This is a genomic window from Haloferax sp. Atlit-6N (assembly GCF_003383195.1).
Classification (GTDB): Archaea; Halobacteriota; Halobacteria; order Halobacteriales; family Haloferacaceae; genus Haloferax; species Haloferax gibbonsii.
Window position 1 is genome coordinate 124683 of record NZ_QEQJ01000005.1, and the last position, 24376, is coordinate 149058.

Below are 24376 nucleotides of genomic sequence, written 5' to 3' on the forward strand. Positions count from 1 at the left end.
GAAAAACCGCGTCGAAGCGCGAAAATTGGGTGCCTCTGTCGCCTGCGGCGTCACCGCGCGAGCGACGCGCCGTCTACTGTTCTGCTAGTCTGCCGTGCTGTCGTCTCAGCCGTCGTTGTCTTCGAAGGTCAGCGCCGCGTCGCCGGTCAGGTTCATCTTCCTGATATCACCCGAGAACCGGAAGGCGTCGACGCCGTCCGTGACAGAGCCCTTCACCTTGCCGCTGGTGACGCTGTCGTCGCTCTCGATCGCCCCGACGAGCGGGTCGTTCAGGATGTCGCCGGAGACCATGAAGTCGTACGTCGTCTCCGTGCCGTCGCCCTCGACCACGAGGGTGTTCGGCAGCGAGAACACGCTGGGGTCGACCCGCGTGCCGTTGACGTAGACCTCGGCCTCGCCCTGGAGGAACGACAGCGACGTAATCGTGCCCGTGAAGGTGTACGTGTCGTCGACGCCCTCGGTGGTCACCCACCCCGTCGCGGAGCTTTCGGACACGTCGTCCCACTCCTCGATGGTGTCGCCCGAGGCTTCGAGCGTGCCGCTGACACTGACTTCGTACTGCGTCTCGACGCCGGTGCCGACGAGGCGCAGTTCGTTCTGGCTGTCGGTGGAGTCGTCGGTCGAATCCGTCGAGTCGTCCGTGCTCGAATCCGTCGAGCCATCGGTCGAGGAATCGGTCGTGGCGTCGGTGACCGTGCTCTCGGTCACCTGCTCGCCGTCGACGTAAATCTCGGCCTCGCCTTCGACGAAGCCGAAGGAGGTGACGCTTCCCGCGAAGTTGAACGTGTCCTCGACGCCCTCGGTCGTAATCCAGCCGCTGGCGGAGGTGCCGTCGATGGTGTCCCACGTCTCGACGGTGTCGCCCGAGGCTTCGAGCGCGTCGCTGACGGTGAACTCGTAGTTGGTCTGCGTGCCCGTGCCGACGAGTCGAAGCTCGTGCGAGAGGTCGGTCGTCGAGTCCGTCGTCGAATCGTCCGTCGAATCCGTCGAGCCGTCCGTGCTCGAATCGGTCGACGAGTCGGTCGTGGCGTCGGTGACCGTGCTCTCGGTCACCTGCTCGCCGTTGACGTAAATCTCGGACTCGCCTTCAAGGAAGGAGAACGAGTCGACGTCGCCGGAGAACGTGTAGGCGTCCTCGACGCCCTCGGTCGTAATCCAGCCGGTCGCGGTGCCGCTGGAGATGTCGTCCCACTCCTCGATGGTGTCGCCCGACGCCTGCAGCGAGTCAGTCACGGTGAACTCGTACTGGGTCGTCGTGCCCGTGCCGACGAGGCGAATCTCGTTCGGGAGGTCTTCGGTCGTCGAGTCGTCCGTCGAGTCCGTCGTCGAATCGTCGGTCGTCGAATCCGTCGAGTCGTCCGTGCTCGACGAGTCGCCGCCCGTGCTGTCGTCGGCGCTCGGGAGCGGACAGGAGTCGCTGCTCGTGATGTTGCTCGTGTCGACGTCGGAGCCGCTGAACACCGTCGCCTGCCCGGAGACGTTGATGTTCGAGTCCAGAATCTCGCAGTTCGTGGCGTCGTTGACGAGGACGCCGTCCACGTCGCCGTTCGGGAAGTGGATACAGCTGTTCTGGACGGTCGAGCCGTTTCGGTCGTTGTCGATGCAGACCGCCGCGCCGGCGGGCTGGGACCGCGTACTCCCCGTGATGGAGACGTTCTCGAGGTTCACGCCCCACGGCTTGTCCGCGGTGTCGGTGTCGACGGAGTCGGCGTGAATCGTCTGGACCGACGTGTCGTTCTGGATGCGGCAGTTACGCAGGGTGAAGCCGCCGTGGCCGGCCCACGTCGGCGACGAGACGATACCGCGCGAGGTGGGACAGGACTTGAAGATGAAGTCACAGTCCTCGATGAGGACGCCGGCGTAGCCGTTGCCGGTGGAGTCGATGCGGAGGCCCTCGGGGCTGTCGAGGCTGTCGCCGTCGCGGGCGTGCTCGTTGAGGTTGTCCGCGTCCATGATGACCGTCGCGCCCTTGATCCACGAGGTCTTCTCGGGATGGTCGCCCGCGGAGATGCGCATGTTGGTGTTGTCGTTGTTCTTGAACAGGCCGCCCTCGACGCGGAGGACGCCGCGGGTGTGGGTCGCGCGGAACGACGACGACCCGCGCTGTTCGATGTGGCAGTCGACGAGGCGAATCTCGCCGACGGAACCGCCCTGCACGCGGATACCCGCGACGCCGTCGGGGTAGCCGGGGAGTTCGGCACCCTCGCGCATGTAGACGCGGCGGGCGACGTTGACGCCGTCGACGGAGGAACAGTCGTACGCGAGGAGCTGGCGGCGAGCGTCGTTGTCGGTGGGGGTGCGGCCGAGCCACTCGACGTCCTCGATGAGGCCGCCGTCGTCGTTTATCATCCAGATGTCAGCCGTGGTGGTGTCGTCGTCGGTCTGCTGGATGGAGAAGTTCTTCAGGACGTGGTGGTCCCCGCTCGTGATTTCGAGGAACCGGTACTTCTCGCCGTTGTTGCCCGACGGGAAGACGAACTGCACGTCCTTGTGGGAACTGCCGGTGCCGACCATCCCGAAGCGGGAGACGTCGTCGTTCCAGTACTGCGTCTCGGTGGCGAGATACTCACCCGGAGGGAATTCGATGAGCGTCCCGCTCCCGTACGCGGCGTCGAGTTGGTCGTCTATCGGTTCGTTTCCGTTGGGGTCCATTCCAAGGTCGTCCACCGCGTTGACGACGCGGTCCCATTGGATACCGAAGCGCTCCTCTGGTCCAGACGCAGCCGACGCGACGCCGGCAGAGAGGGCAGTCGATGCGGCCATCGCACCGAGTTTGAGGTAGTTCCGCCTGTTGAGTTGCGATTCGAGGATGGAGTCTGAATCCGCCGCAGATTCGTCGTCATCTCCATCGGTTAGTCGTACCATACCCGAGGAAAGCCCTCGTTAAGGTGATAATCATTATTGCGAGGTATAATCAGGTTGGCTACGATTACTTGCGGGATTGATTCGGATGGAGGCCAGTTAGTTACCAGTTGCATTCCAAAGACACACCTTATATTCTTGCGGAAAAATATCAACTAGATATGTATATTCGACCAGTTCGGCAGTCAAAAACGACCACTTAATCGGTACTATACGGGTCAAATCGGCATCCGGTGTCGAATCGGAATCGGACCGTGAAACGTCTCTCCTCGTCAGATAATCAATCTATGAACTGGTAATTACGCTCCCACCGAATCTTGCGAGGGCCTTCGTTTCACCGCACCCACATATTCTGACGGGGTTCTGATAGTTTTGATTCACGGTCGAGGTTCAGCTAGCAATGAGAGTCAGTCGAATCGACCACTCGCCGGGTTCCGGTGGGGCGGCCGAACGCCCGCCTCACTTCGACATCACCGAGACGAGTTCGCGGAGGTTCTGTTTGACCCGCCAGTCGAAGAGCGTCATGAGCGACGCCGCGCTGACGGCGTAGGCGACGACGCCGATGGCGACGAGGAGCGCGAACTCGACGAGGGGCGACCCGACGCGGTTCTGCGCCGCGAGGACCGCCAGCGCCATCGCGCCGCTGGCAGCGACGGGGTACGAGAGTTCCCGGAGGAACCGTCGGTACGTCGTGCCGAGCGTTCGTTTCATCTCGCGCGCGTAGAGCGGGACCATCGGGAACGCGAGGATGCCCGTGACCGCGAGGGCGGTCCCTTCGATGCCGTAAGCGCTCGTCGCGGGGACGATGGCTATCGCGAGCAGGGCGACGCGGAGGAAGCCGAGTTTGGTCTGGACGTCGGGGCGGCCGACGGCGCGCCAGACGGGGTTGAACGTCGCGAAGAGCGTCCGAAAGAGCCCGTAGGCGACGAGAATCTGCATGGCGAGCACCATCGGGAGCCAGTCCTCACCGAGGAACGCCCCGACGAAGGCGGGCGCGACGAGGTAGATGCCGACCGACATCGGCAGCGCGACGAAGGCGGTGAGCCGGAAGGTGCTGAAGAACGCCTCGCGGAGGGCGCGTTGGTCCTCCTGAAGCTTCGAGTAGGTCGAGAACATCACGCTGGAGACGACGACGGCGATTTCGGTCGCCGGCGCGTTGGAGATGCGGTAGGCGAGCTGGTAGTAGCCGAGCGAGGTCGCCGTCAGGAGCCAGCCGACGACCGCGTCGTCGCCCTGTCCGTAGAGGAACTCGACGATTGACGACCCCGTGACCCACTTCCCGTAGCCGATGAGTTCGGCGGCGTACGCGCGGTTCAGCGCGGGGCGCGGGCGGTACGGGTGCAGGAAGTAGGTCGCGACCGACCGGACGCTGGCGTCGGCGAGGTAGCCGAAGATGAGCGCCCAGACCGTCGGGCTGACCGCGGCGTAGCCGAGCGCGACAACGACGTAGGCCGTCGTGCCGCTGACCCGGTAGGCGAACTCCTTGTGGAACGCGAGGTCCTTCTTGAAGTAGACCATCGCGGGATTCCGCAGCGCGAGGAAAATCGGGACCAGGGCGATGGCGCGGATGAGGTCCCGCGCGGCGGGCTCGCCGAACAGCGAGGCGAGCGACGGGGCGGCGAGGTAGAGAATCGAACTCATCAGCAGGCCGCGGAGGAGTTCGAGCGTGAACGTCGTGTTCAGGTACTCGTCCACGTCGTCGTCGACGCGCTGGATGAGCGCGGCGTCGATGCCGAGGTTCGTCAGACTCAGAAGCGCCGAGATGGTGAGGAGCGCGATTCCCATCAGCCCGATCGCCTCCGGGCCGAGCAACCGCGCGAGGACGATGAACATGACGACCTTCAGCACCCGGTCGAGGACGTTCATCGCCGAGACCCACATCCCGCTTTTCACCGTCCGCTCCGTGAGGTCGCTGTCGTCGTCGCCGGGGACGAACCGGCGGCGAATCGTCCGGACGACCGAGCGAATCTTATCTCTCATCGAACGCACCTCGCGGGTCGCCGCTTCGGCGAGGACCCGGCGTATTCACGAACGGTAACACTCGGCTACACATCGGCTCAGGAGCCGATTAATTATTGACTCGCTACTGGATTCCGGCGGGGTCGCGGTTCCCGCAGCCACGAGAATTAGGCGCCGTTTGACGGGGGAGGAAACGAGCGGTCGGGCGGTGGGGGGCGACGAGCGGCGAGACCGAGTCGGCGGCTCGAAGCCGTGCGGTGACATTCAGCACACACCGATGAGCGCGAGGAATATGCGTGCCGGCTCGGAAGTTGAAAATCGCGGTGTTTTAGGGTGCTCGAAAAGTGATAAGAATCCGAGTTCAGAAAGTTCGTGTGGCCTAAAACTACCACACAAGCCCTGAATCCCTCGTATTTAGGTACCCCTAATAGCCCAGATTTATTACAAATGGGGCCGTATCGACGAACGCCTATGAGCGCGCAATCACTCGAACGGCAGACACGGAACTACCTGAGCAACAACGTCCCGCAGATTCAGGAACACGGCGGGCACTTCGAAATCGAGGACGTGAACGACGAGACCGGGGAGGTCACCATCGCCATCGGCGGCGCGTGCTCCGGATGCGGCATCGCGCCGATGACGATGAAGGCCATCAAGAGACGCATCGCCGACGAGGTCGACGACGTGTCCTCGGTGACCGTGCGGCGGGCGGGCGGCCCGCGGGCCGCCGTGATGCCGTCGAAGACGGACGAGATGGACCAGATGGAAGAGTACGAGGACTACAGCCCGCCGTTCTGAGCCGGTGGGCCGTCGACTTACCTCACCGTTTTTCTGACCCGCCGCTCGGCGGTGGCCGCGACGCGACCGCGACGCACTCGAATCCGAGAGATGCGTCTCCGGTTCGAAGCGGAGGAACCGAGGGAGAGAAATAGCGGCAGCACCGGCAAATCGACGGTCTCGGCACCGGTGTCGGCGTGAAACGAAAAATCGGACTCCGTGCCGCTACCCGGACACGTAGTAGAGGTCGGCCGAGCCGTTCGACATGACGCGGTTCACGTTGGGCTGATTCTGAACGGCTGTGAGATTCGCCGCGGAGTACCGGAGTTCGCGGTACGCGACCACCTCGCGGTCGTAGTCGGTCTTCGAGACCATCAGATACCGCGGGCCGTCGTAGTAGCTCGGCAGGTCGGTGAGCGCCTCGTCGGGCGTCGTGAAACCGAGCGCCGGCGTGGTTCGCTCGGGAAGCGCCTCGGCGAAGCGGTCGGGGTTCCCGCGGATACCCACGTAGCGGATGTCCTCGTCGGACATCTCGAAGGCGGTGTCGTACGCCCCCATCTGCTGGGCGGGGACGTGGTTCGAGGGGAGGTAGATGTACGGCGACGGGAACATCACCATGAGCGTGAGCCCGATGACGAGCGCCGTCGCGACGGGCGCACCCGCCTTGACCGCCGTCCCGTACTTCGACCAGTAGCTCGTCCCCGCGAGCCACTCGAACGCGTAGAACAGCCCAACGCTCCCGACGATGGTCGCGATAATCATCGCGAAGCCGACGTGGCGGAAGAAGAAATTCGTCTCCGAGATGACGCCGAGGAGGTGCGCGAAGAAGTACGGCACCAACACGACGAGGCTGAACGTCAGCGTCCGCAGGACCGACCGGCCCTGACCCGACAGCTTCGGGAGCCGCCCGAACAGGACGCCGAGGAAGACGCCGAAGGTAATCAGGGCGTACACCGCGTTCACGAGGAACAGCTTCACGAACACGTCGAAGATGCCGCCGCCGACGGCGGTCACGGAGCCGGTGCGCTGGGAGATTGCCGTTCCGGCCTCGGAGCTTCCCGAGAGAATCCCGAGCACGCCCTCGACGAACAGGCCGCCCGTCGAGAAGCCGACCGTGTACTGGGTCAGCCAGTAGACGAACGCCGCGGCGAAGACGAGCGTCAGACCGTAGACCGGTCGCTGCTCGGCCACGGCGTCCGGGGTCCGCCAGCGCTGGACGAGTTGGATGGCCGCGGCGACGGCGAACAACACGAGGTAGTTGACGGCGACCTGCAGGTGGTACGACACCAGCGCGACCGTCCCGATGGCGAACAGGACGGAGACGGGCGTGACGTGGCCGCGCCACCGGCTCTCGACGGCGTCGGTGCCGGAGAACTGGTGTTTGAAGAAGAGGTACAGAAGCACCAGTCCGAGGAACGACGCCAGCGAGTAGGGGAAGAACATGAGCTTGAACCCGTTGAGGTTCACCGGCAGGAACAACAGCGCCGAGAACACCGCGATGAGGACCGCCCGGCGGTCGGGGACGACGAGCGAGACGATGAGCGGGACGAACACGAGGTAGACGACCGAGACGAAAAACACCACGAGCATCATCGCGGTGGTGATTTCGACGCCGAGGGCGGCGCTGAACATCCCAGCGGAGACGTGACCGCTCGGGTAGACGATTTCGAGCGGCGTCAGCGTCTCCGAGACGAGCGACTTCGCCCAGCCGAGGTGCGTCAACGAGTCGTTGAACCCGTAGAAGTAGTACTCCCGGACGAGCGGAAGCGCTGAGACCGCGGCTATCGCGAGGGCCGCCAGCCCCACCCCACCGACCGCGAACCGACTGTTCGGGGCGCGAACGACCACGACCAACGCGGTCAGCACCGCCACCGCCACGCCGACCCAGAAGACCACCGGAGTCGACTGGTAAATCGAGACCTCGTACGCGCGCGCCAGCGACGCGCGAGCGACGAGGATACCGACGGCTATCGCGAGAAATCCGACGAGGAGGAGTGTTCTCGTGAGCCGCGAATCACGTTGCTTCATCCCGTGAGAGAAGGCGAGTAGCGTAGTTTGTTATTGAGAATGTAATCGGTGTCTGCGGACGGTATGGGCGTTCTTCCCCGCGTCTCGCGCGGTCAGCAACCGAAGCGTCGGGCGTCGAGGGGGCCGTCCGAGACAGAGACCCGTTCGAGCCTCGGTTCCGGTCGGTTCGACGCCGCTCGACGCCGCCGCGCGACGTATAGGCGCGTGATAACAAAACCCGACGCACGCGGATATCGGGCAACGATGTCACTCACAGTAGTCACGCCACAGACCGCCGAGCGAACCGGACGCGAGGGTCTTCGATGACCGGCTTCGTCGGCGGCGCGCTCGACGCGGCGACGCTCGACGCCTGCGCGGCCGAACTCCACCACGAAGACTGGTACGAGTCGGCGACGCGGTCGACCGGCCGCTTCGGCGTCTCGGTCCTCCACCACGGCGCGAGAGACCCCAAGGGCTGTACCGTCTGGGAGGACGGCTCGCGCGTGGGAGCCATATACGGCGCGGTGACGAACCTCGACGAACTCGCCCTCGACGCCGACGGGCTGTTCGACCGACTGTTCGAGGACCCGCACGCGCTCCTCCCCGAGCTCGACGGCTCGTTCCTCGTCGTCGGCGTCGACGGCGACGACGAGCGCGTCGTGCTCGCCAGCGACAAACTCGGGACGCGACAGTGCTTCTACGTCGCGGGCGAGCCGTTCGCCTTCGGGACGGAAGTCGGGGCGCTGACGACCCTCTTGGACGACCCGCAGGTCGACGAGCGCGCCATCAGCGACCTCCTCATGATCGGGCACGTCTGGGGCGACAAGACGCTCGTGCGGGGCGTGAAGTTCCTCCCCTCGGGGTCCGTCCTCGACTACCGGGCCGACACGGGCCCCGAAATCGAGTCGTACTGGCACCACACGTTCGAACAGAGCCCCGACGACTCCTACCTCGACGACCTCACCGCGGCCTATCAGGACGTCATCGCCGACATGGCCGACACGATAGACGGCGACATCGGCCTGTGGCTCTCCGGCGGCCTCGACAGCCGCTCGATGGCGGGCGAACTCAGCCGCTACCACGACCTCACGACCTACACCTACGACTCGAACCCCGCGAACGGGAGCAACCTCGAACTCGCCGCGAAGGTCTCCGAGGTGCTCGACCTCGAAAACAGGCGCGTGCCCGTCGAGTCGAACGCGCTCGTCGACTCGCTCGACAAGTCGGTCCAGCTGACGAGCGGGATGGTCGGCCTCTCGACGTTCGTCAACCTCGCGAACGTGTTCAACATCGAGGACATGCCCGACGTGCTCATCGAGGGCTGCGGACAGGGCGGAATGATGGGCGACGGCATCGGCCGGGCCGCCGTCGAGGGAAGCAAATCCCCCGAGGCGGCGCTCTACCGCGCGAAACACCGCATCGACGTGGACGACGCCCGCCGACTCCTGCGGACCGAGTTCGACCCGATGACGACCTACCGAGAAGAGGTGCGCAAGAGCGACCAGCCGGACCTCTACAGCACCGCGATGGACTGCTACTACCGCAACTACTTCCCGCGGTGCGACTTCGCCAGCAACCCCATCGCCGAGAGCCAGGCCGGCACGCGGGTCCCGTTCAGCGACACCGAGTTCCTCCGAGCCGTGACGCGGATGCCGCTGTCGCACCGCGTCGGCTCGATTCCGTTCACCAACGGGAAGATTCCCGCCGGGACGGCCTACCCGAAGGTCGAACTGGTCCGCCGCCTCGACGGCCGGCTCGCGGACATCCCCTACGAGCGGACGAAGGTCCCGCCGGCGCGCCCGATGTGGCAACACGCCGCCGGCTTCGTCGTCGGCACCTCCGTCGACCGCATCCGCGAGCGACTCGTCGGCGACGTGCACACCTACGGCGGCCGCTCGACCATCGGCGACTGGTACCGGACGAACCGCGCGCTCCGCGAGCGCATCGACGACCTGCTCGACTCCGCCTGCGAGCGCCCGTACTTCGACGCCGACGAGATTCGACGCCTCCAGCGCGAGGAACTCACGGGCGAGGCCGAACACATGAGCGCCATCTCCGGCATCATCACCGGCGAACTCTGGGTTCGCAAGTACATCGACCGCGAGGGCCGCGGCGTCGGAGAAGGTGCCGCGAGCGCGACGGAAGCCGAAGACGCGCCGCAGCCGGCCGACTGAGGCCGGGCGGGCCTCTCAGAACTCTTTTTAGTCTGTCTTCGGTCGTGAAGAAAGATGATCCGTGTCTGTCGACGGCATCAACGCCCTCGGACGTAGGCAGTAGACGCCGACGCCGAAAGCGAGATGAGGCTTGCCCCAAGAGAAACAGTTGCTCATCGGGTAAACTCCCGAGGGGAACTCCTGACATCTGAGCGACGGTTTCAGCAGAAACCTTGTTGACTGAAGCCATCAGTCGCCGAACTCCTCGCGTGCGCCGTCAGCCGCGTGTCGCGGAGCCCGCGTGTCGTCCACGAACCGAGCCCGGAGAGAACTATCTACGGCGGGAAACGGTACCGACGCAAAAACAGACTCCGACGCTACGCCGCCTCGGCGTACATCGCCACCAACTCGTCCGCGTTCGACTGCCACGAGTAGCGCTCTTCGATGACCGCCCGATTCGTCCGGCCCATGCGGACGGCCTCCTCGGGGTTGGAGACGAGTCGCGCGAGCGCCCGCGCCAGCTCTTCGGCGTCGCCGGGTGCGACGAGAATCCCGCGGTCGTCGGTGATGACCTCGGGGATGCTACCGACGGGCGTGGTCACGATGGCGTTGCCGCCGGCCATCCCTTCGAGCATGGCGATGGGGAGCCCCTCCGCGTAGGTCGGGAGGACGAACACCGTCCCGCGGCTGATGAGGTCGCGCTTGTCTTCCTCGGAGAGGAAGCCGAGGTACGAGACGTTGTCGTGGGCGGCGGCGACCGCCTCGGCGCGGTCGGCGTGGGGGCCGCGACCGCCGATGCTCACCTCGAAGTCGAGGCCGGGCGTCGATTCGAGTATCTCGATGGCGTCGAGGAACTCGTGGATACCCTTGCGCTCGATGAGGTTCGAGACGAAGACGAGGTGGACGGGGTCGGTCGGGTAGGTCGGGTCGTACTCAGCGGGCTCGACGGCGTTGGCCATGACGTGGACTTTCTCCTCGCCGGCGAGCCGGGAGACGAGGCCGCGCCAGTACTCCGAGAGGACGACCACGTCGTCGACGGCGTCGAAGACGAGCGATTGGAGTCGGCGGACGGCCCGCGAATCGGTCGCGAGGAAGTCGTCGAACGACGAGCCGTGGATGTGGAGGACGACGGGAACCCGCCAGACGTACTTCGAAAACAGCGTGAAGAACGCCGCGCGGTAGAACGAGTAGGTGTGCGACGAGTGGACGTGGACGATGTCCGGGCGTCGCTGGAAGGGAAAGAGAACGACGGCGATGAGCGACGAGAGGAGCATCCGTGCCGCGAGTTCGAGTCCCTCGCCCTTCGGCGCGGTGTAGCGCGTGTAGACGCGAACGTCCATCCGGTCTTCGAGGTAGCGACGCTGTTCGGTGATGTATCGGTCGATGCCGCCGGTTCCTTTCGGGCCGACGATGAGGAGTGTTTGCTTGGGCTTCATGGATTGGTTCTGGTTGGTTCCGCGGGTCGTGGTCGGGGTATCCCGAGTCCGAGTCACGAGACGCGTCGAGGCGGGCGCGGGCGCGCGCCGGCCGATGCGCGAAAATTGGGCGGTTCGGCGGTTAGTTATGGGTCGATTGACCGCCTCCGAGGGCGTGGGGGAATCAGAGGCGGTTTCGATTACGCCGGACGCCGGCGGCGTGAAGTCGGCGATGGCGCGACGGCGACTACGCCGGGACTGTGTGTCGCGTCAGCGAGTCGACCGTCTCGACGGAGCCGTAGTTCAGCGCCACCTGGACGATGACGTCGGTGAGATTGACCTTGTCCGCGAGGAACGCGTCGCGCTTTTCGGCCCAGCGGGTCTTCGCGCCGTCGTCGTCGAGGAGTGCTTCGGCGCGGGCCATCACGTCGTCGAACGACTTGAGGTTGGAGATGAGCCCCTGTCGTTCGAGTTCGACGAAGTTGCCCATGTCGTCGTCTCCGACGAAGGAGTTCGACCGGATGGCGGGCGTCCCGAGCAGCGCCGCCTCGGTGACCATGGTCTGAGTGTCGGCGACGAGCAGGTTCGCCTCGGCGAGCACGTCGTGGACGAGCGCGGGGTGGAAGTCGAACGGCCGGGTGTCGAGGTCGCCGTCGCGGCGCTCCTCGCTCTCGTCGAGGACGAAGACGGTCGCGCGCTCCCCCAGCATCTCGATGAGTTCGCGGCGGCGCTCGGGGGTAAAGCCGCCGTGGCCCACGTCGTGGTGCGAGCCGAACGCGTTGAACCGGACGACGACGAACTTCTCGTCGGGGTCGAGACCGAGTTCGGCGCGGATGTCCACCGAGGGCTCGTACACGTCGGGGTGGAGGTAGGCCGTCTCTTTGAACCCGCGGAACTGGTAGTGGTTGTCCGCGAGGTCCTTCCCGAAGGTGTGGGGCGTCAGAATCGCCTTGGCGAACGGCCGGGAGACGACGTGGTCCAACGAGGTCGGCTCGGAGTCGAGGACGAGGACCACGGGCGTCCGCGAGACGGCCCCGGCGTGGGCCGCGTAGCCGCCCATCCCGAAGATGAGGTCGGGCTTGAACCGCCGCACGGCGCGGAAGATGTTGACGTAGTGGAACGGGAGCGACTTGAAAAGCGAGTACTTCGTCGTCCCGCAGGAGCCGTACATCTCGTGCGGGAGGTCGTAGTACTCGAGCAAGTCCTTGGTACAGCCGTAGTCGCGGCCGAGGACGAGCACGTCGTGACCCATCGCCTGAAGCTCTCTGACGGCGTACTTGTAGAGGTGAACGTGCGCGGGCGTGTTGGTGAAGAACAGGTATCGCATACTCTCTGGAGATGCCACGCGCCCCGCGGGAGTAGTTATACGGCGTCTACCCGCCGCCGCCGCTCGAATCGACGCCGACTTCCGGCGGCGAAAACCGCCCCGAGGCGGTTACAGTCGCCATAACAAAACCCGGACGAGCACACGGGTCCCCTGACCGGGCGCTCGCGCGCCGTTTCGCCCAACACCGCGTCCGACGCGGACGGAAACCACGTCCTCCACAGCCGACCCGACGCGCCCGACACACACCAGATGTTTCAGACACGTACCCCCACTATCACCCCGCGACGACGAACCGCCGACAGAGAACCGCCGACGCGGACGCAATCGACCGAGACCACGGGCCAACCGACCGGGAGCGACCGCTGATGTTCCCGTGGGAGCACGCCGCCGTCGGCTACATCCTCGTCTCGCTGTGGGCTCGGGCGACCGGCCGAAAGCTCGACGGCTGGGCCGCGCTGGCGGTGCTCGTCGGGACGCAGTTCCCCGACCTCGTCGACAAGCCGCTTGCGTGGTCGTTCGGCATCCTGCCGAGCGGTATCTCGGTTGCGCACTCGATTCTCGTCTCGGTGCCGGTCTCGATACTCGTCGTGGCCGTCGCGCGGCGCTACGGGGCGGCCACGGTCGGCGTCGCTTTCGCCCTCGGCTACCTCTCGCACATCCCCGCGGACCTGCTGTACAACGGCTTTTTCTTCGGGAACTACGACGTGATTCGGGCGTTCCTGTGGCCGCTGTCCCACGGGAGCGAGTCGTCGATGGGCGGCTTCTTCGCCCAGACGTGGTTCTACCTGCGCCGCTTCGTCGTCTTCCTCGGCCGACCCGAGGCGTGGGTGCTGGTCGCGTTCGAGCTCGCGTTGCTCGGGAGCGCCGTCTGGCTCTGGCTCGGCGACGGCGCGCCCGGCGTGGAGCTTCTCAAGCGCTCCGTGACCGGAATCCGCCGCGGCGTTACGAAGTGACTGCGACCGGATTTCGGGCGGCAATCACTCCATAACAAAGCCCTCACCGAGACTGAATTTCGCTAAGGCAGGCAGACTCCCCGCCGACATGATATGAAATTCCAGATTTTCCAGTCGATTCGGCCGTTCGCCGAGTCGACACAGACAGTCGATGGAGCGCGACCGACGCGAGGTGGACGACGATGAGCGCCGAGATGGGCGTCGAATCCCACGTCGACGACGGCGTCACCATCGGCTACGGCGACGGCGACGACCCGGTCATCGGCGACCGGGCGCGAATCCGCGCCGGAACCATCGTCTACCACGACGTGAGCATCGGCGACGACTTCGTCACCGGCCACAACGTCCTCGTCCGCGAGCACACGACCATCGGCGACCAGGTGCTTCTCGGGACCGAGACGGTCGTCGACGGCACCACGACCATCGGGTCGCGCGTGAGCATCCAGACGAACGTCTACATCCCCACCAACACCCGCATCGGCGACGACGTGTTCGTCGGCCCGGGCGTGGTGATGACGAACGACCCCTACCCGGTCCGCGCCGACGCGGAACTGGTCGGCCCGACAATCGAGAACCACGCCTCTATCGGCGCGAACGCGACGCTCCTCCCCGGCGTGACCGTCGGCGAGGGCGCGTTCGTCGCCGCCGGCGCGCTCGTCGTGAACGACGTGCCGCCGCGAACCCTCGCCGTGGGCGTCCCCGCCGTCCACCGCGAACTGCCGGAGCAACTGCGGGGAGAAAACAGGATACGACGATGAGTTCAGACCACATTGCCATCGCCGCGCCCCAGCTCGGCGCGGCGGAACGGGACCGAATCGCGGCCGTCCTCGAAAGCGGCATGATAGCCGACGGCCCCGAGGTTCGGGGCTTCGAGCGGGAGTTCGCCGACTACTGCGGCGCCGACCACGGCGTCGCCACCTCGAACGGGACGACGGCGCTCCACGCCGCGCTCCACGCGCTCGGCGTCGGCCCCGGCGACCGCGTCCTGACGACGCCCTTCACGTTCATCGCGACGGCCAACGCCGTCGCGTTCACGGGGGCCGAGGTGGGTTTCGTCGACATCGACCCGCGGACGTACAACATCGACCCCGACGCGCTCGAAGCGCGGCTCAGGGCCGGCGAACAGGTGGACGCGGTCATCGCGGTCCACCTCTACGGTCTCCCGGCGGACATGACGCGCCTCACGGAACTCGCCGAGGAGTACGACTTCCTGCTCGTCGAGGACGCCGCGCAGGCCCACGGCGCGGAAGTCGAGGGACGGCGCGTCGGCTCCTTCGGCGACGCCGCGTGCTTCTCGTTCTACCCGACGAAGAACATGACCACGAGCGAGGGCGGGATGATCACCACCAACCACGCGGACGTCGCCGAGCGCGCCGCCCGATTCGTGGACCACGGCCGCGTCTCCGGCTACGAACACGCCGAGGTCGGCCACAACTTCCGCATGACGAGCATCGCCGCGGCCATCGGCCGGGTCCAGCTCGAACGCCTCCCCGAGTTCACCCGCGCGCGACAGGCCAACGCCGCCGCGCTCACGGAGTACCTCGAAGACTCGCCGGTCACGACGCCACACACGCCGTCGGACCGAACCCACGTCTTCCACCAGTACACCGTCGCCTGCGACGGCATCGAGCGCGACGCCCTCAAGTCGTACCTCGACGCGAAGGGAATCTCCACGGGCGTCTACTACCCGAAGCCCGTCCACAAGCAACCCGCGTACGAACACCTCGCGGTGTCGGCCCCCGTCGCGGAAGAGGCCGCGGAACGGGTCCTCTCGCTGCCGGTCCACCCCGGACTCAGCGAGGCCGACGTAGAGCGCGTCGGGACTGCGGTCGCCAACTACGCGGAGGTGGCGAGGTGAGCCGAGAAACCACCGGATTGCGAACAGACGGCGGCCGGGAGCGCCCGGTCCGCGCGGGCGTCGTCGGCGTCGGGTCGATGGGAACCAACCACGCGCGGGTCTACGCGGAGCTTCGCGGCGTCGAACTGGTCGGCGTCGCCGACGCGGACGCGGACCGCGCCGCCGAGGTCGCCGCCGACTTCGGCACCGACGCGTACGGAATCGAGGAACTCCTCGACCGCGTCGACGTGGTGACGGTCGCGGTGCCGACGCCCTACCACGAGTCGGTCGCCCGGCAGTGCATCGACGCCGGCGTCCACGCGCTCGTCGAGAAACCCTTCGTCGACGACCTCGACGCGGGCGCGGAGTTAGCCGCGCTCGCCGAGGAACGCGGCGTCGTGCTGCAGGTCGGTCACATCGAGCGGTTCAACCCGGCCGTCCGCGCCCTCCCCGACCTCCTCGACGGCGTCGAACCCATCGCCATCACCGCGAACCGGCTCGGCCCGCCGCTGAACCGCGAGATGGGCGACGGCGTCGTCATGGACCTCATGATTCACGACATCGACGTGGTGCTCTCGCTCGTCGACGCCGCGGTCGACCGCGTGGCCGCGACCGCCACGCCCGACGAGCAGTACGCGACGGCGCAGGTGACCTTCGAGAACGGCGTCATCGCCTCGCTCACCGCGAGTCGGCTCACCCAGCAGAAGACGCGGACCCTCGACATCACCGCGCGCGACCGGCTCATCCGGGTCGACTACCTGAACCAGTCGGTCCAGATATTCCGCCAGTCGCGGCCGGACTACCTCCGTGACAACGGGGGCGTGCGCTACCGCCACGAGGTGGTCATGGAACAGCCGATGATTAACACCGGCGAGCCGCTGAAACGCGAGCTACAGGCGTTCGTGGACGCCGCGACCGACGGCGGCCCGGTCCTCGTCACCCCGGGCGACGGCCTGCGCGCAATCGAACTCGCCCGGCGCATCGAGGCCGACGCCGAGTCGGCGATTCGGAGCGTCGAGACCGCGGAGACCACGGAAACCCCGGAGGGCCGGCAATGAGCCGCGAACGACCCGGACTGTACGGCTCCGACCGCTCGCCCGAAGAACAGACGCGGGCCCTGCGCGCCGGCGAGGTCCCCGTCGCGGTGTACGGCCTCGGGAAGATGGGCCTCCCGCTGGCGGCCGTCTACGCCCGCGCGACGGGCAACGTTACCGGCGTCGACATCAGCGAGGACGTGGTCCGCGGCGTCAACGACGGCGAGTGCCACGTAGCGAAGGAGCCGGGACTCCCCGAGTTAGTCGCCGAGCAGGCCGAACGCGGCGCGCTTCGGGCGACCACCGACGGCGTCGCCGCGGCCGAGGGAGCCGCGATTCACGTCATCATCGTCCCGACCCCGCTGACCGACGACCGCGAACCCGACCTCGCGGCGTTCGAGGCCGTCCTCGACAGCATCGCGCGGGGCCTCGCGCCCGGCGACCTCGTCGTCGTCGAGTGCACCGTCCCGCCGGGGACGAGCAAGGACCTCGTCGTGCCGTACCTCGCGGAGCGAAGCGGCCTCTCGGCCGGCGAGTTCGGCGTGGCGTTCTGCCCCGAGCGGACCTCGTCGGGCCGGGCGCTCCGCGACATCACCGAGTCGCACCCGAAAATCGTCGGCGGCGTCGACGCCGAGAGCACCCGCGTCGCGGCGCTCGTCTACGGCGAACTGACCTCGAACGAGGTGATTCCCGTGCGCGACGCGACGACCGCGGAGGCCGTGAAGCTGTTCGAGGGCGTCTACCGCGACGTGAACATCGCGCTCGCGAACGAACTCGCGCGGCTCCGCGACGACCTCGGCATCGACGTGACCGAGGCCATCGACGCGGCCAACACCCAGCCGTACTGCGACATCCACGCGCCCGGCCCGGGCGTCGGCGGCCACTGCATCCCGTGGTACCCGTACTTCATCACGAGCCGAGTCGAGGCCGAGACGCCGCTGCTCCTGACCGCCCGCGAGGTCAACGACAGCATGCCGGCGTTCACCGCCGACAAGCTCCGCGACGAGTTGGCCGCGACGGGACGCGACGTCGAAGGCGCGACCGTCGCCGTCCTCGGCGTCACCTACCGCCCCGGCGTCGCCGAGACCCGCGCGACGCCCGCCGCGGGCGTCATCGACCGACTGAACGAACTCGGCGCGACCGTCCTCGCGGTCGACCCGATGCTCTCCGACGAGGTCGTCGCGTCCTTCGGCGCGACCCCCGTCTCGCTCGCCGACCTACCGGCTCGCGCGCTCGACGCGGCCGTGGTCGTCACGCCGCACGAGGAGTTCGACGAAATCGACTGGGCCGCCTTCGACGACCTCGTCGTCGTCGACGGCCGCGGCACCCTCGGCGACATCGGCCACCGCGTGTACGAAATCGGCGGCGGACCGCGAGGCGAGTCGTCCGAGGCCGACGCCGACACCGAGATTGCGGCCGACGCGCCGCACGGAGGACCGGGCCGATGAGCCGTCTCAAGGTGCTCTCGGTCGTCGGCGCGCGCCCGCAGTTCATCAAGGCGTTCCCCGTCTCCGACGCGCTCAGACGCGACCACGACGAGGTGCTCGTCCACACCGGCCAGCACTACGACGAGTCGATGTCGGGCGTGTTCTTCGACGAACTCGACATCCCGGAACCCGACTACAACCTCGGCGTCGGCTCGGGCGGCCACGCCGCCCAGACCGCCGAGATGATGACCCGGCTCGACGCCGTCGTCGCCGACGAGGAGCCCGACGTGGTGCTCGTCTACGGCGACACCAACTCCACGCTCGCGGCGGCGCTCGTGGCTTCGAAGCGCGAGCCCGCGCTGGCGCACGTCGAGGCCGGCCTGCGGAGCCACAACTGGGAGATGCCCGAGGAGGTCAACCGCGTGCTCACCGACCACTGTTCGGACCTGCTGTTCGCGCCCTCCGAGTCGGCCGCCGAGACGCTGGCGGCCGAGGGCATCCGCGACGGCGTCTCCGTGACCGGCGACGTGCAGTACGACGCGGTCCTCCGGGTCCGCGAGGCCGCCCGCGAGCGGTCGTCGATACTCGCCGACCTCGACCTCCGAGACGGCGAGTACGTCCTCGCGACGGTCCACCGCGCCGCCAACACCGACGACTACGACCGCCTCGAAGGTATCGTGGAGGGGCTCGCATCGTCGGAACTCCCGGTCGTCTTCCCGGTCCACCCGCGGACCGAGGGGGCGCTCGAAGCCAGCGGCCTCTGGTCGCGGCTCGCCGACGCCGAGAACGTCGTCCTCGTGGAACCGGTCGGCTACCTCGACTTCGTCCGCCTGCTCGACGGCGCGGAGCGCGTCGCCACCGACTCCGGCGGCGTCCAGAAGGAGGCGTTCTACCTCGACACCCGGTGTCTCACGCTCCGCGACGAGACCGAGTGGACGGAGACCGTCGACGCCGGCTGGAACGCCCTCGTCGGCGCGGACGCCACGGCGATTCGGGCGGCGCTGGCCGACGACGACCCGCTTCCCGAAAAGCCCTCGCTGTACGGCGACGGGAGCGCCGCCGAGCGAATCGTCGCCGCGCTCTCGGAGTACGAGTATGCGTGAGACGAAGGGAGATTCGGATGCGCGAGCTGACCACCGCGTGACCGCCACGGAACCGAGCGAACCGGGGTTCGCCGTCTGTCTGACCCACGACGTGGACCGCCCGTACAAGACGTATCAGGGGCTGTACTACGCGGCGAAGTCGAACCCCGGCTACCACCTCCGGACGCTCCTCCGGCGGGAGAACCCCTACTGGCAGTTCGAGGAGGTCATGGCGCTCGAACGCGACCTCGGCGTCCGCTCGTCGTTCTACTTCCTCAACGAGCCGAGCCTCCTCGAGACGGGGTCGCTTTCGGACTGGCTCGAACCGAAGAACTGGGTCGAACACCTCGGCCGGTACGACCTCGACTCGGAGTCGGTCGCCGCCGCCGTCCGCGCCCTCGACGACGGCGGCTGGGAGGTCGGCATCCACGGCTCGTTCCGGTCGTGCGACGACTTCGACCGCCTCCGGACCGAAAAGCGCGAACTCGAAGCGGTCCTCGGCCACGAAATCGTCGGCGGCCGCCAGCACCACCTCAAACTCGGGCCGAACACGTGGCGCTACCACCGCGAACTCGGCTTGAAGTACGACGCCAGCCCCGGGTCGAGTTCGGAAAACGGCTTCCAGCACGGCTACCAGCCGTTCCGCCCCTTCGACGACGACTTCGTCGTCTTCCCGCTGACGCTGATGGAGGTGTCGCTGCCCGACCCCGGGTCGGCGTTCGACGAGGCGTGGGCCGAGTGCGAGCGCCTCCTCGACGAGGCCGAGGCGAACGACGCCGTGATGACGGTGCTGTGGCACCCGCGGTACTTCAACGAGGACGAGTTCCCCGGCTACCGCCGGCTCTACCGCCGCATCATCGAACGGGCGCTCGACCGCGGCGCGTGGGTCGGCCCCCTCGGCGACTACTATCGCGAGTTCCTCGCCGAGCGCGATTCCGGCGACGATTCGGAACAGCGGGCGACCGACAGCGCGACCACCGCCGGCGCGAATCACTCGTTCTCCCGGTAGAATACGGCGGCGTCGGCCGGTATCGGCCCCATAACAAAGCCGCCAGCGGGCTACCTCTCGGACAGCCAATACCCCTCAGAGAGGCTATTCTATATCATGAATCCACCATCGAAGACACAGTATCGCCGCGACGGCGACACCGACGCCGACACGGAGCGACTCCAGCGGTACGTCGACGTGCTCGACGACGTGCTCGACTACGCCCGCGAACGCGACTACAAGGGCTGGGACTACGGCGACGGCATGAGCAGCAGGCTCCTGCTGTCGGTCCCCATCGACAACCGCTGGTTCAACCTCGCGGTCCAGGAGTTCATCAAGCGCTCGCCCGTCAACGTCCGCCCGCTGTTCCTCGTCGAACAGCGACGGAACTTCAAGGGCATCACGCTGTTCGCCATGGCGAACCGGACCCGCGCCCAGTTGGCCGAGTGGTTCGACGGGGACCGCCCGGCGGAGACGTACCGCGACGACGCGGAATCGCTGACCGAGTGGCTCGTCGAAAACCAGGCCAAGGGCTACAGCGGTTTCGCCGGCAGCCACCGCCACGTCATCCAGCACATATCCGGTCGCAACGGCCCGCGGTCGGGGATTCCCCACTCGCCGAACATCGTCTCCACGTCCTACGGCGTCAAGGCGCTCCTCGCGGGACGGGAGTTCGACCCGGACTACCCGGACATCGCTAAGACCGCCGTCGACGTGATGCTCGACGACCTCAACTACCGGCCGAAGGACGACGGTGCGGTCATGGACTACTACCTCTCGCACCCGAAGGACAGCTACACCCTCAACGCGCTTGCCATCGGGGCGCGGCTGTTCGTCGAGCTGTACGACCACTTCGGCGACGAGGAACTGCTCGAACGCGCCGAGAAGGTGTACGACTTCGTCGCGTCGAAGCAGACCGACCGCGGCGGGTGGTACTACCGCGAGCCCGCGAGCGCCTCGCACCTCTCGATGGACAACCACCACAACGGCTTCATCGTCGAGTGCTTCCAGCGCTACGAGCAGCTCGTCGGCAGCGGTCGGTACGACGAGACGCTCGAACGCGGCCTCGACTTCTACGCCCGCGAGCTGTTCGACGAGGACGGCGCGCCCAACTTCGACGAGGAGCACCCCTACCCGCGGGACATCCACGCGACGGCGCAGGGCATCCTCGTGTTCACCTACGCCGGGCAGTACGACCGCGCCGAGCGCGCCATCGACTGGGCGCTCGCGAACATGTACGTCCCGTCGGAAGGTCGGTTCTACTTCCGCAAACACCGCTTTTACACCAAGCGCATGACGCTCATGCGGTGGTGCCAAGCGTGGATGGCCTACGCCATCGCCGAGTACGTCGCCACCAGAATCACCGGCGAACCGACGCACGGCTACGGCATCGACGCCGACGGTATCGAGCGCCTACGAGCGGCGGCAGAGCGCCCCTGACGGGGAGCAGGCCGGCGCGAACGCCGGCTAGTCGCTTCATAACAAATCCCCATCCTCCCGTCACAGTAGTTCGAGAATGTCTTTTCGAATGATACACGCCGACGCGGCCCGACCGAATCGCGGGTCGATTTACGGGGCTGCCGCGTCGGCCGGCGATTCGGCTGATTTCGGTCGGTACGGTCGGGCCGAGCGGACCGGACGCGTCGACCGCAGCCGGCGTTGTCGGTGGCAACGGGCGCAGTACGAACTCCCTTCACCCCTCAGCCCATGACCATCGAGATTACCGAGTTCGACCACCGCGACCGCGACGAGTGGGACACGTACGTCGAGCGGTCGAGTCAAGCGAGCCTCTTTCACCAGTACGAGGCGCTGCGGCTCCAGGCGAAGTACTCGAACTCGAAGCTCCACCTGCTCGTCGGCTTCAAAACCGAGGAGCCGGTCGGCCTGTTCCCCGTCTTCGAGATTCGGAAGGGACTGGTCAAGACGGCGTTCTCGCCGCCGCCGCACATCGGCGTCCCCTATCTCGGGCCCGTGATGCTCGACGCCGGTAACATCAAGAGCCGGAAGTTCGAGCGCCGCCGCAACCAGTTCATCGACGGCTGCACCGAGTGGATAGGTGAACACATCGGCCCGAACTACACGCACGTCCGCGTCGGCGACTACTACACCGACATGCGGACGTTCCTGTGGGGCGGCTGCGACGTGTCGCCGAAGTACACCTACAACGTCGACCTGACCCGGGGCGAAGAGGACCTCCTCATGTCGTTCAGCCGGAGCGCCCGACGGAACATCCGCGACGGTCGAAAGCTCGTCTCGGGTATCGAGGAGGGCGACCGCGACGACATCTGTTCGATTCTCAGGCTGGTCAAAGACCGCTACGAGGAACAGGACCTGTCGTTCGACGTGCCGCCGCAGTTCGTCATGGACCTGTACGACTCGCTCCCGGCGGGGCAGGTCCGGCCCTACGTCTTCCGGTACGACGGGACGTTCGTGAGCGGGATTCTCGTCCTCCAGTACGGGGACACGCTCTACCGCTGGCTCGGCGGCGTCCGGCCCCAGCGGGACTTCGGCATCGACGTGAACGACCTGCTGGACTGGCGCATCATGCGCGACGGCATGGCCGCCGGGATGCGCCGATACGACCTCGTCGGCGCGAACAACCGCCGGCTCAACCGCTACAAGAGCAAGTACAACCCCGAACTCGTCACGTTCTACCAAATCGAGCACGGCGCGCTCCCGGTCAGAACCATCGCGCACCTGTACAAGAGCCGCCTCGGACCCGGCATCGAGATGCTGTCCCGGGGAAACGGGACGAGCCTCCCGTCGCGACTCGTCTCGGGGTTCCTCCACCGGTGACGACCCGCCCGACGTACCGCCCGACGACCATCCAATCACACGACCACGACACATGTCACAACTCCGTATCGAAACCCTGAGCCTCGACGAGTGGGGCGACGCGCTCCCCTCGTCCGGCACCGAAGTCTTCCACACCCCCGCGGTGCTCGCCGCCATCGACGAGCACTTCGACGGCGAAATGCACCTGTTCGGCGTCTTCAAGGGCCAAGAACCGGTCGCGCTGTTCCCGACGTTCGTCCGCCGCAACCCCCTCGGACGGGTCGTCGTCTCGCCGCCGCCGTCGATGGCGATTCCCTACATCGGCCCCGTGATGATGCCGAACAGCCCGAAACAGAGCGCCTACGAGTCGGTGAACCGCGAGTTCGCCGACCTCGTGGTCGAGGAGCTCGGCATCCGCTCGAACCGGACGTTCGTCCGCCTGCTCTGTTCGCCGGCGTACCTCGACCCCCGCCCGTTCGAATGGACCGGCTTCGCGGTCAAGCCCTCCTTTACCTACCGGCTCGACCTCGGCGGGCGCTCGCTCGACGAGATACAGGCCCAGTTCAGCAGCAGCCTCCGCCGGGAGATTCGGCAGGCGCGCGAACTCGACATCACCATCGCGGACGAGGGGCTCGACGGCGCTCGCGTCGTCTACGACGACGTGGTCTCTCGGTACGACGAACAGGACGAACCGTTCGGGATGCCGTGGGAGTTCGTCGAGTCGCTGGTCGAGAACCTCGGCGACCGGTGTCGCGTGTACGTCGCCCGCGGCCCCGACGGCGAGTACCTCAGCGGGATGATCGTCCCCTTCTCGGACGAGGTGGGCTACTTCTGGCTCGGCGGCGCGCGCGGCGAGTACGACGGCGTCAGCATCAACAGCCTGCTCCACTGGACCATCATCGAGGACATCGTCGAGGACGAGGCGCTCGCGTCGGTCACGAAGTACGACCTCGTCGGCGCGAACACGGAGCGGCTCTGCAACTACAAATCGAAGTTCGGCGGCGAACTCGTCCCGTACTACGTCGTCGAGTCGACCGGCGTCGGGATGAACCTCGCCAAGCGGACCTACCAGCTCCTGAACAAGGGGACGGAGCGAATCGCGACGAAGTAGTTACCGGGTCGCACGACGCGCCGCACCGTCCGTGAGAAAACTGCGAGACGGCCGCGCTCACGTCATCTGCTGTGTCTGGATGACGTCCCAGATGTTCTCGGCGTCGTCGGTGATGCCGTACACACGCCCTTTTCGACGCTGTTCCGGGACGAGCAGTTCCACGAGCGAGCGGTCTCTGAGTTCCTGCAGCGCCCGCGAGACGTGAGCGACCGCGCTCTCGGAGTCGGTGGCGATTTGCGTCGGCGTCGCCGGCCCCTCGGAGAGCCGATCGAGGACCGAGACCCGGTAGCGAGAGCTGATGACGAAGCCCACGTCGTCCCACGGCACGTCGTCGGTCTCACCGACGTGGCTCACGCAACGCCCACCTCGCTTGGGGAGACGGGTCGGTCGGCGTGACAGTCGGGGCGCGCTCTCGAGGACGTACGACGGCGAGTAGAGAAGGCGGACCGGCGGAGGCGACAACCCGAATCGCTCGCGGCCGTCGTGGCGGTCGAAGACCGAGGAGCCGTCGACCACGACGGAGTCGAATCTGCCGAAAACAGACGAATTAACGGGAGATTAACCGCGATGTCGGCGGGTGCCCGGCGTGCCGGCCGCATCGGTTCGGTGCGCATTCGTTCGTTAGTACGAACTTAATTACATAAAGTCATCGTTTGAATTATATTCACG

The 24376-nt window shown here is 66.7% G+C and carries 18 protein-coding genes; 12 read left to right on the forward strand and 6 right to left on the reverse strand.

Going from position 1 to position 24376, the window contains the following annotated elements:
* Positions 1–105 precede the first annotated feature (105 nt).
* Both DEQ92_RS16625 and DEQ92_RS16630 read right to left on the reverse strand, forming a co-directional pair.
* Complete coding sequence (locus tag DEQ92_RS16625) at positions 106–2865, reverse strand: hypothetical protein (RefSeq protein ID WP_115821140.1); 2760 nt, start codon at positions 2863–2865, stop codon at positions 106–108.
* 456 nt (positions 2866–3321) lie between these two features.
* On the reverse strand, positions 3322–4842 hold the full coding sequence (locus tag DEQ92_RS16630) for a lipopolysaccharide biosynthesis protein (protein ID WP_004978016.1): 1521 nt from the start codon (positions 4840–4842) through the stop codon (positions 3322–3324).
* Positions 4843–5292: 450 nt separating this feature from the next.
* Here DEQ92_RS16630 and DEQ92_RS16635 point away from each other — a divergent pair, with 450 nt between their 5' ends.
* Complete coding sequence (locus tag DEQ92_RS16635; RefSeq protein WP_004978017.1) at positions 5293–5619, forward strand: NifU family protein; 327 nt, start codon at positions 5293–5295, stop codon at positions 5617–5619.
* Between the two features lie 204 nt (positions 5620–5823).
* Here DEQ92_RS16635 and DEQ92_RS16640 read toward each other — a convergent pair whose 3' ends face one another.
* Entirely contained in the window at positions 5824–7626 is a 1803-nt protein-coding gene (locus DEQ92_RS16640) for a hypothetical protein (protein WP_115821141.1), read from the reverse strand.
* Positions 7627–7928: 302 nt separating this feature from the next.
* Here DEQ92_RS16640 and DEQ92_RS16645 point away from each other — a divergent pair, with 302 nt between their 5' ends.
* A complete protein-coding gene (locus tag DEQ92_RS16645; protein WP_115821142.1) occupies positions 7929–9779 on the forward strand; it encodes an asparagine synthase-related protein in 1851 nt (616 codons plus the stop codon).
* 356 nt (positions 9780–10135) lie between these two features.
* Here DEQ92_RS16645 and DEQ92_RS16650 read toward each other — a convergent pair whose 3' ends face one another.
* Both DEQ92_RS16650 and DEQ92_RS16655 read right to left on the reverse strand, forming a co-directional pair.
* Positions 10136–11194, reverse strand: a complete 1059-nt coding sequence (locus DEQ92_RS16650; protein ID WP_115821143.1) for a glycosyltransferase family 4 protein — start codon at positions 11192–11194, stop codon at positions 10136–10138.
* Positions 11195–11420: 226 nt separating this feature from the next.
* Positions 11421–12500: a DUF354 domain-containing protein gene (locus tag DEQ92_RS16655; RefSeq protein WP_004978021.1), complete on the reverse strand. Its 1080-nt coding sequence runs from the start codon at positions 12498–12500 to the stop codon at positions 11421–11423.
* 365 nt (positions 12501–12865) lie between these two features.
* Between DEQ92_RS16655 and DEQ92_RS16660 the strand changes: the two genes are divergently transcribed.
* The 10 genes from DEQ92_RS16660 (at position 12866) to DEQ92_RS16710 (ending at position 23707) form a co-directional block, all read left to right on the forward strand.
* Positions 12866–13453 carry a metal-dependent hydrolase gene (locus DEQ92_RS16660; RefSeq protein ID WP_008094128.1) on the forward strand — a complete coding sequence of 196 codons (588 nt, stop codon included), beginning with the start codon at positions 12866–12868 and terminating at the stop codon, positions 13451–13453.
* A gap of 182 nt (positions 13454–13635) precedes the next feature.
* Entirely contained in the window at positions 13636–14211 is a 576-nt protein-coding gene (locus tag DEQ92_RS16665) for an N-acetyltransferase (RefSeq protein ID WP_004978023.1), read from the forward strand.
* Positions 14208–15311, forward strand: coding sequence for a DegT/DnrJ/EryC1/StrS aminotransferase family protein (locus tag DEQ92_RS16670; protein WP_004978024.1), 1104 nt, complete (start codon positions 14208–14210; stop codon positions 15309–15311). The genes DEQ92_RS16665 and DEQ92_RS16670 overlap by 4 nt, the downstream gene beginning before the upstream one ends.
* The gene (locus DEQ92_RS16675; RefSeq protein ID WP_233516886.1) at positions 15308–16348 is read left to right on the forward strand and encodes a Gfo/Idh/MocA family protein; all 1041 of its coding nucleotides are present in this window, start codon (positions 15308–15310) and stop codon (positions 16346–16348) included. Before DEQ92_RS16670 ends, DEQ92_RS16675 begins: the two co-directional genes overlap by 4 nt.
* Complete coding sequence (locus tag DEQ92_RS16680; protein ID WP_004978042.1) at positions 16345–17772, forward strand: nucleotide sugar dehydrogenase; 1428 nt, start codon at positions 16345–16347, stop codon at positions 17770–17772. Before DEQ92_RS16675 ends, DEQ92_RS16680 begins: the two co-directional genes overlap by 4 nt.
* Entirely contained in the window at positions 17769–18854 is a 1086-nt protein-coding gene (gene wecB / locus DEQ92_RS16685; RefSeq protein ID WP_004978045.1) for a non-hydrolyzing UDP-N-acetylglucosamine 2-epimerase, read from the forward strand. Before DEQ92_RS16680 ends, wecB begins: the two co-directional genes overlap by 4 nt.
* Positions 18847–19842, forward strand: coding sequence for a polysaccharide deacetylase family protein (locus DEQ92_RS16690; RefSeq protein WP_233516887.1), 996 nt, complete (start codon positions 18847–18849; stop codon positions 19840–19842). Before wecB ends, DEQ92_RS16690 begins: the two co-directional genes overlap by 8 nt.
* 96 nt (positions 19843–19938) lie before the next feature.
* Positions 19939–21261 (forward strand): hypothetical protein, encoded by a 1323-nt coding sequence (locus DEQ92_RS16695; protein ID WP_004978049.1) that lies wholly within the window; start codon positions 19939–19941, stop codon positions 21259–21261.
* A 267-nt stretch (positions 21262–21528) separates the two neighbouring features.
* Positions 21529–22617, forward strand: a complete 1089-nt coding sequence (locus DEQ92_RS16705) for a GNAT family N-acetyltransferase (protein WP_004978054.1) — start codon at positions 21529–21531, stop codon at positions 22615–22617.
* Between the two features lie 52 nt (positions 22618–22669).
* Positions 22670–23707, forward strand: coding sequence for a GNAT family N-acetyltransferase (locus DEQ92_RS16710; RefSeq protein ID WP_004978056.1), 1038 nt, complete (start codon positions 22670–22672; stop codon positions 23705–23707).
* 57 nt (positions 23708–23764) lie between these two features.
* On the opposite strand, the gene DEQ92_RS16715 is transcribed toward DEQ92_RS16710, so the two are convergent.
* Positions 23765–24061: a winged helix-turn-helix domain-containing protein gene (locus DEQ92_RS16715; RefSeq protein ID WP_049905314.1), complete on the reverse strand. Its 297-nt coding sequence runs from the start codon at positions 24059–24061 to the stop codon at positions 23765–23767.
* Positions 24062–24376: the final 315 nt, after the last annotated feature.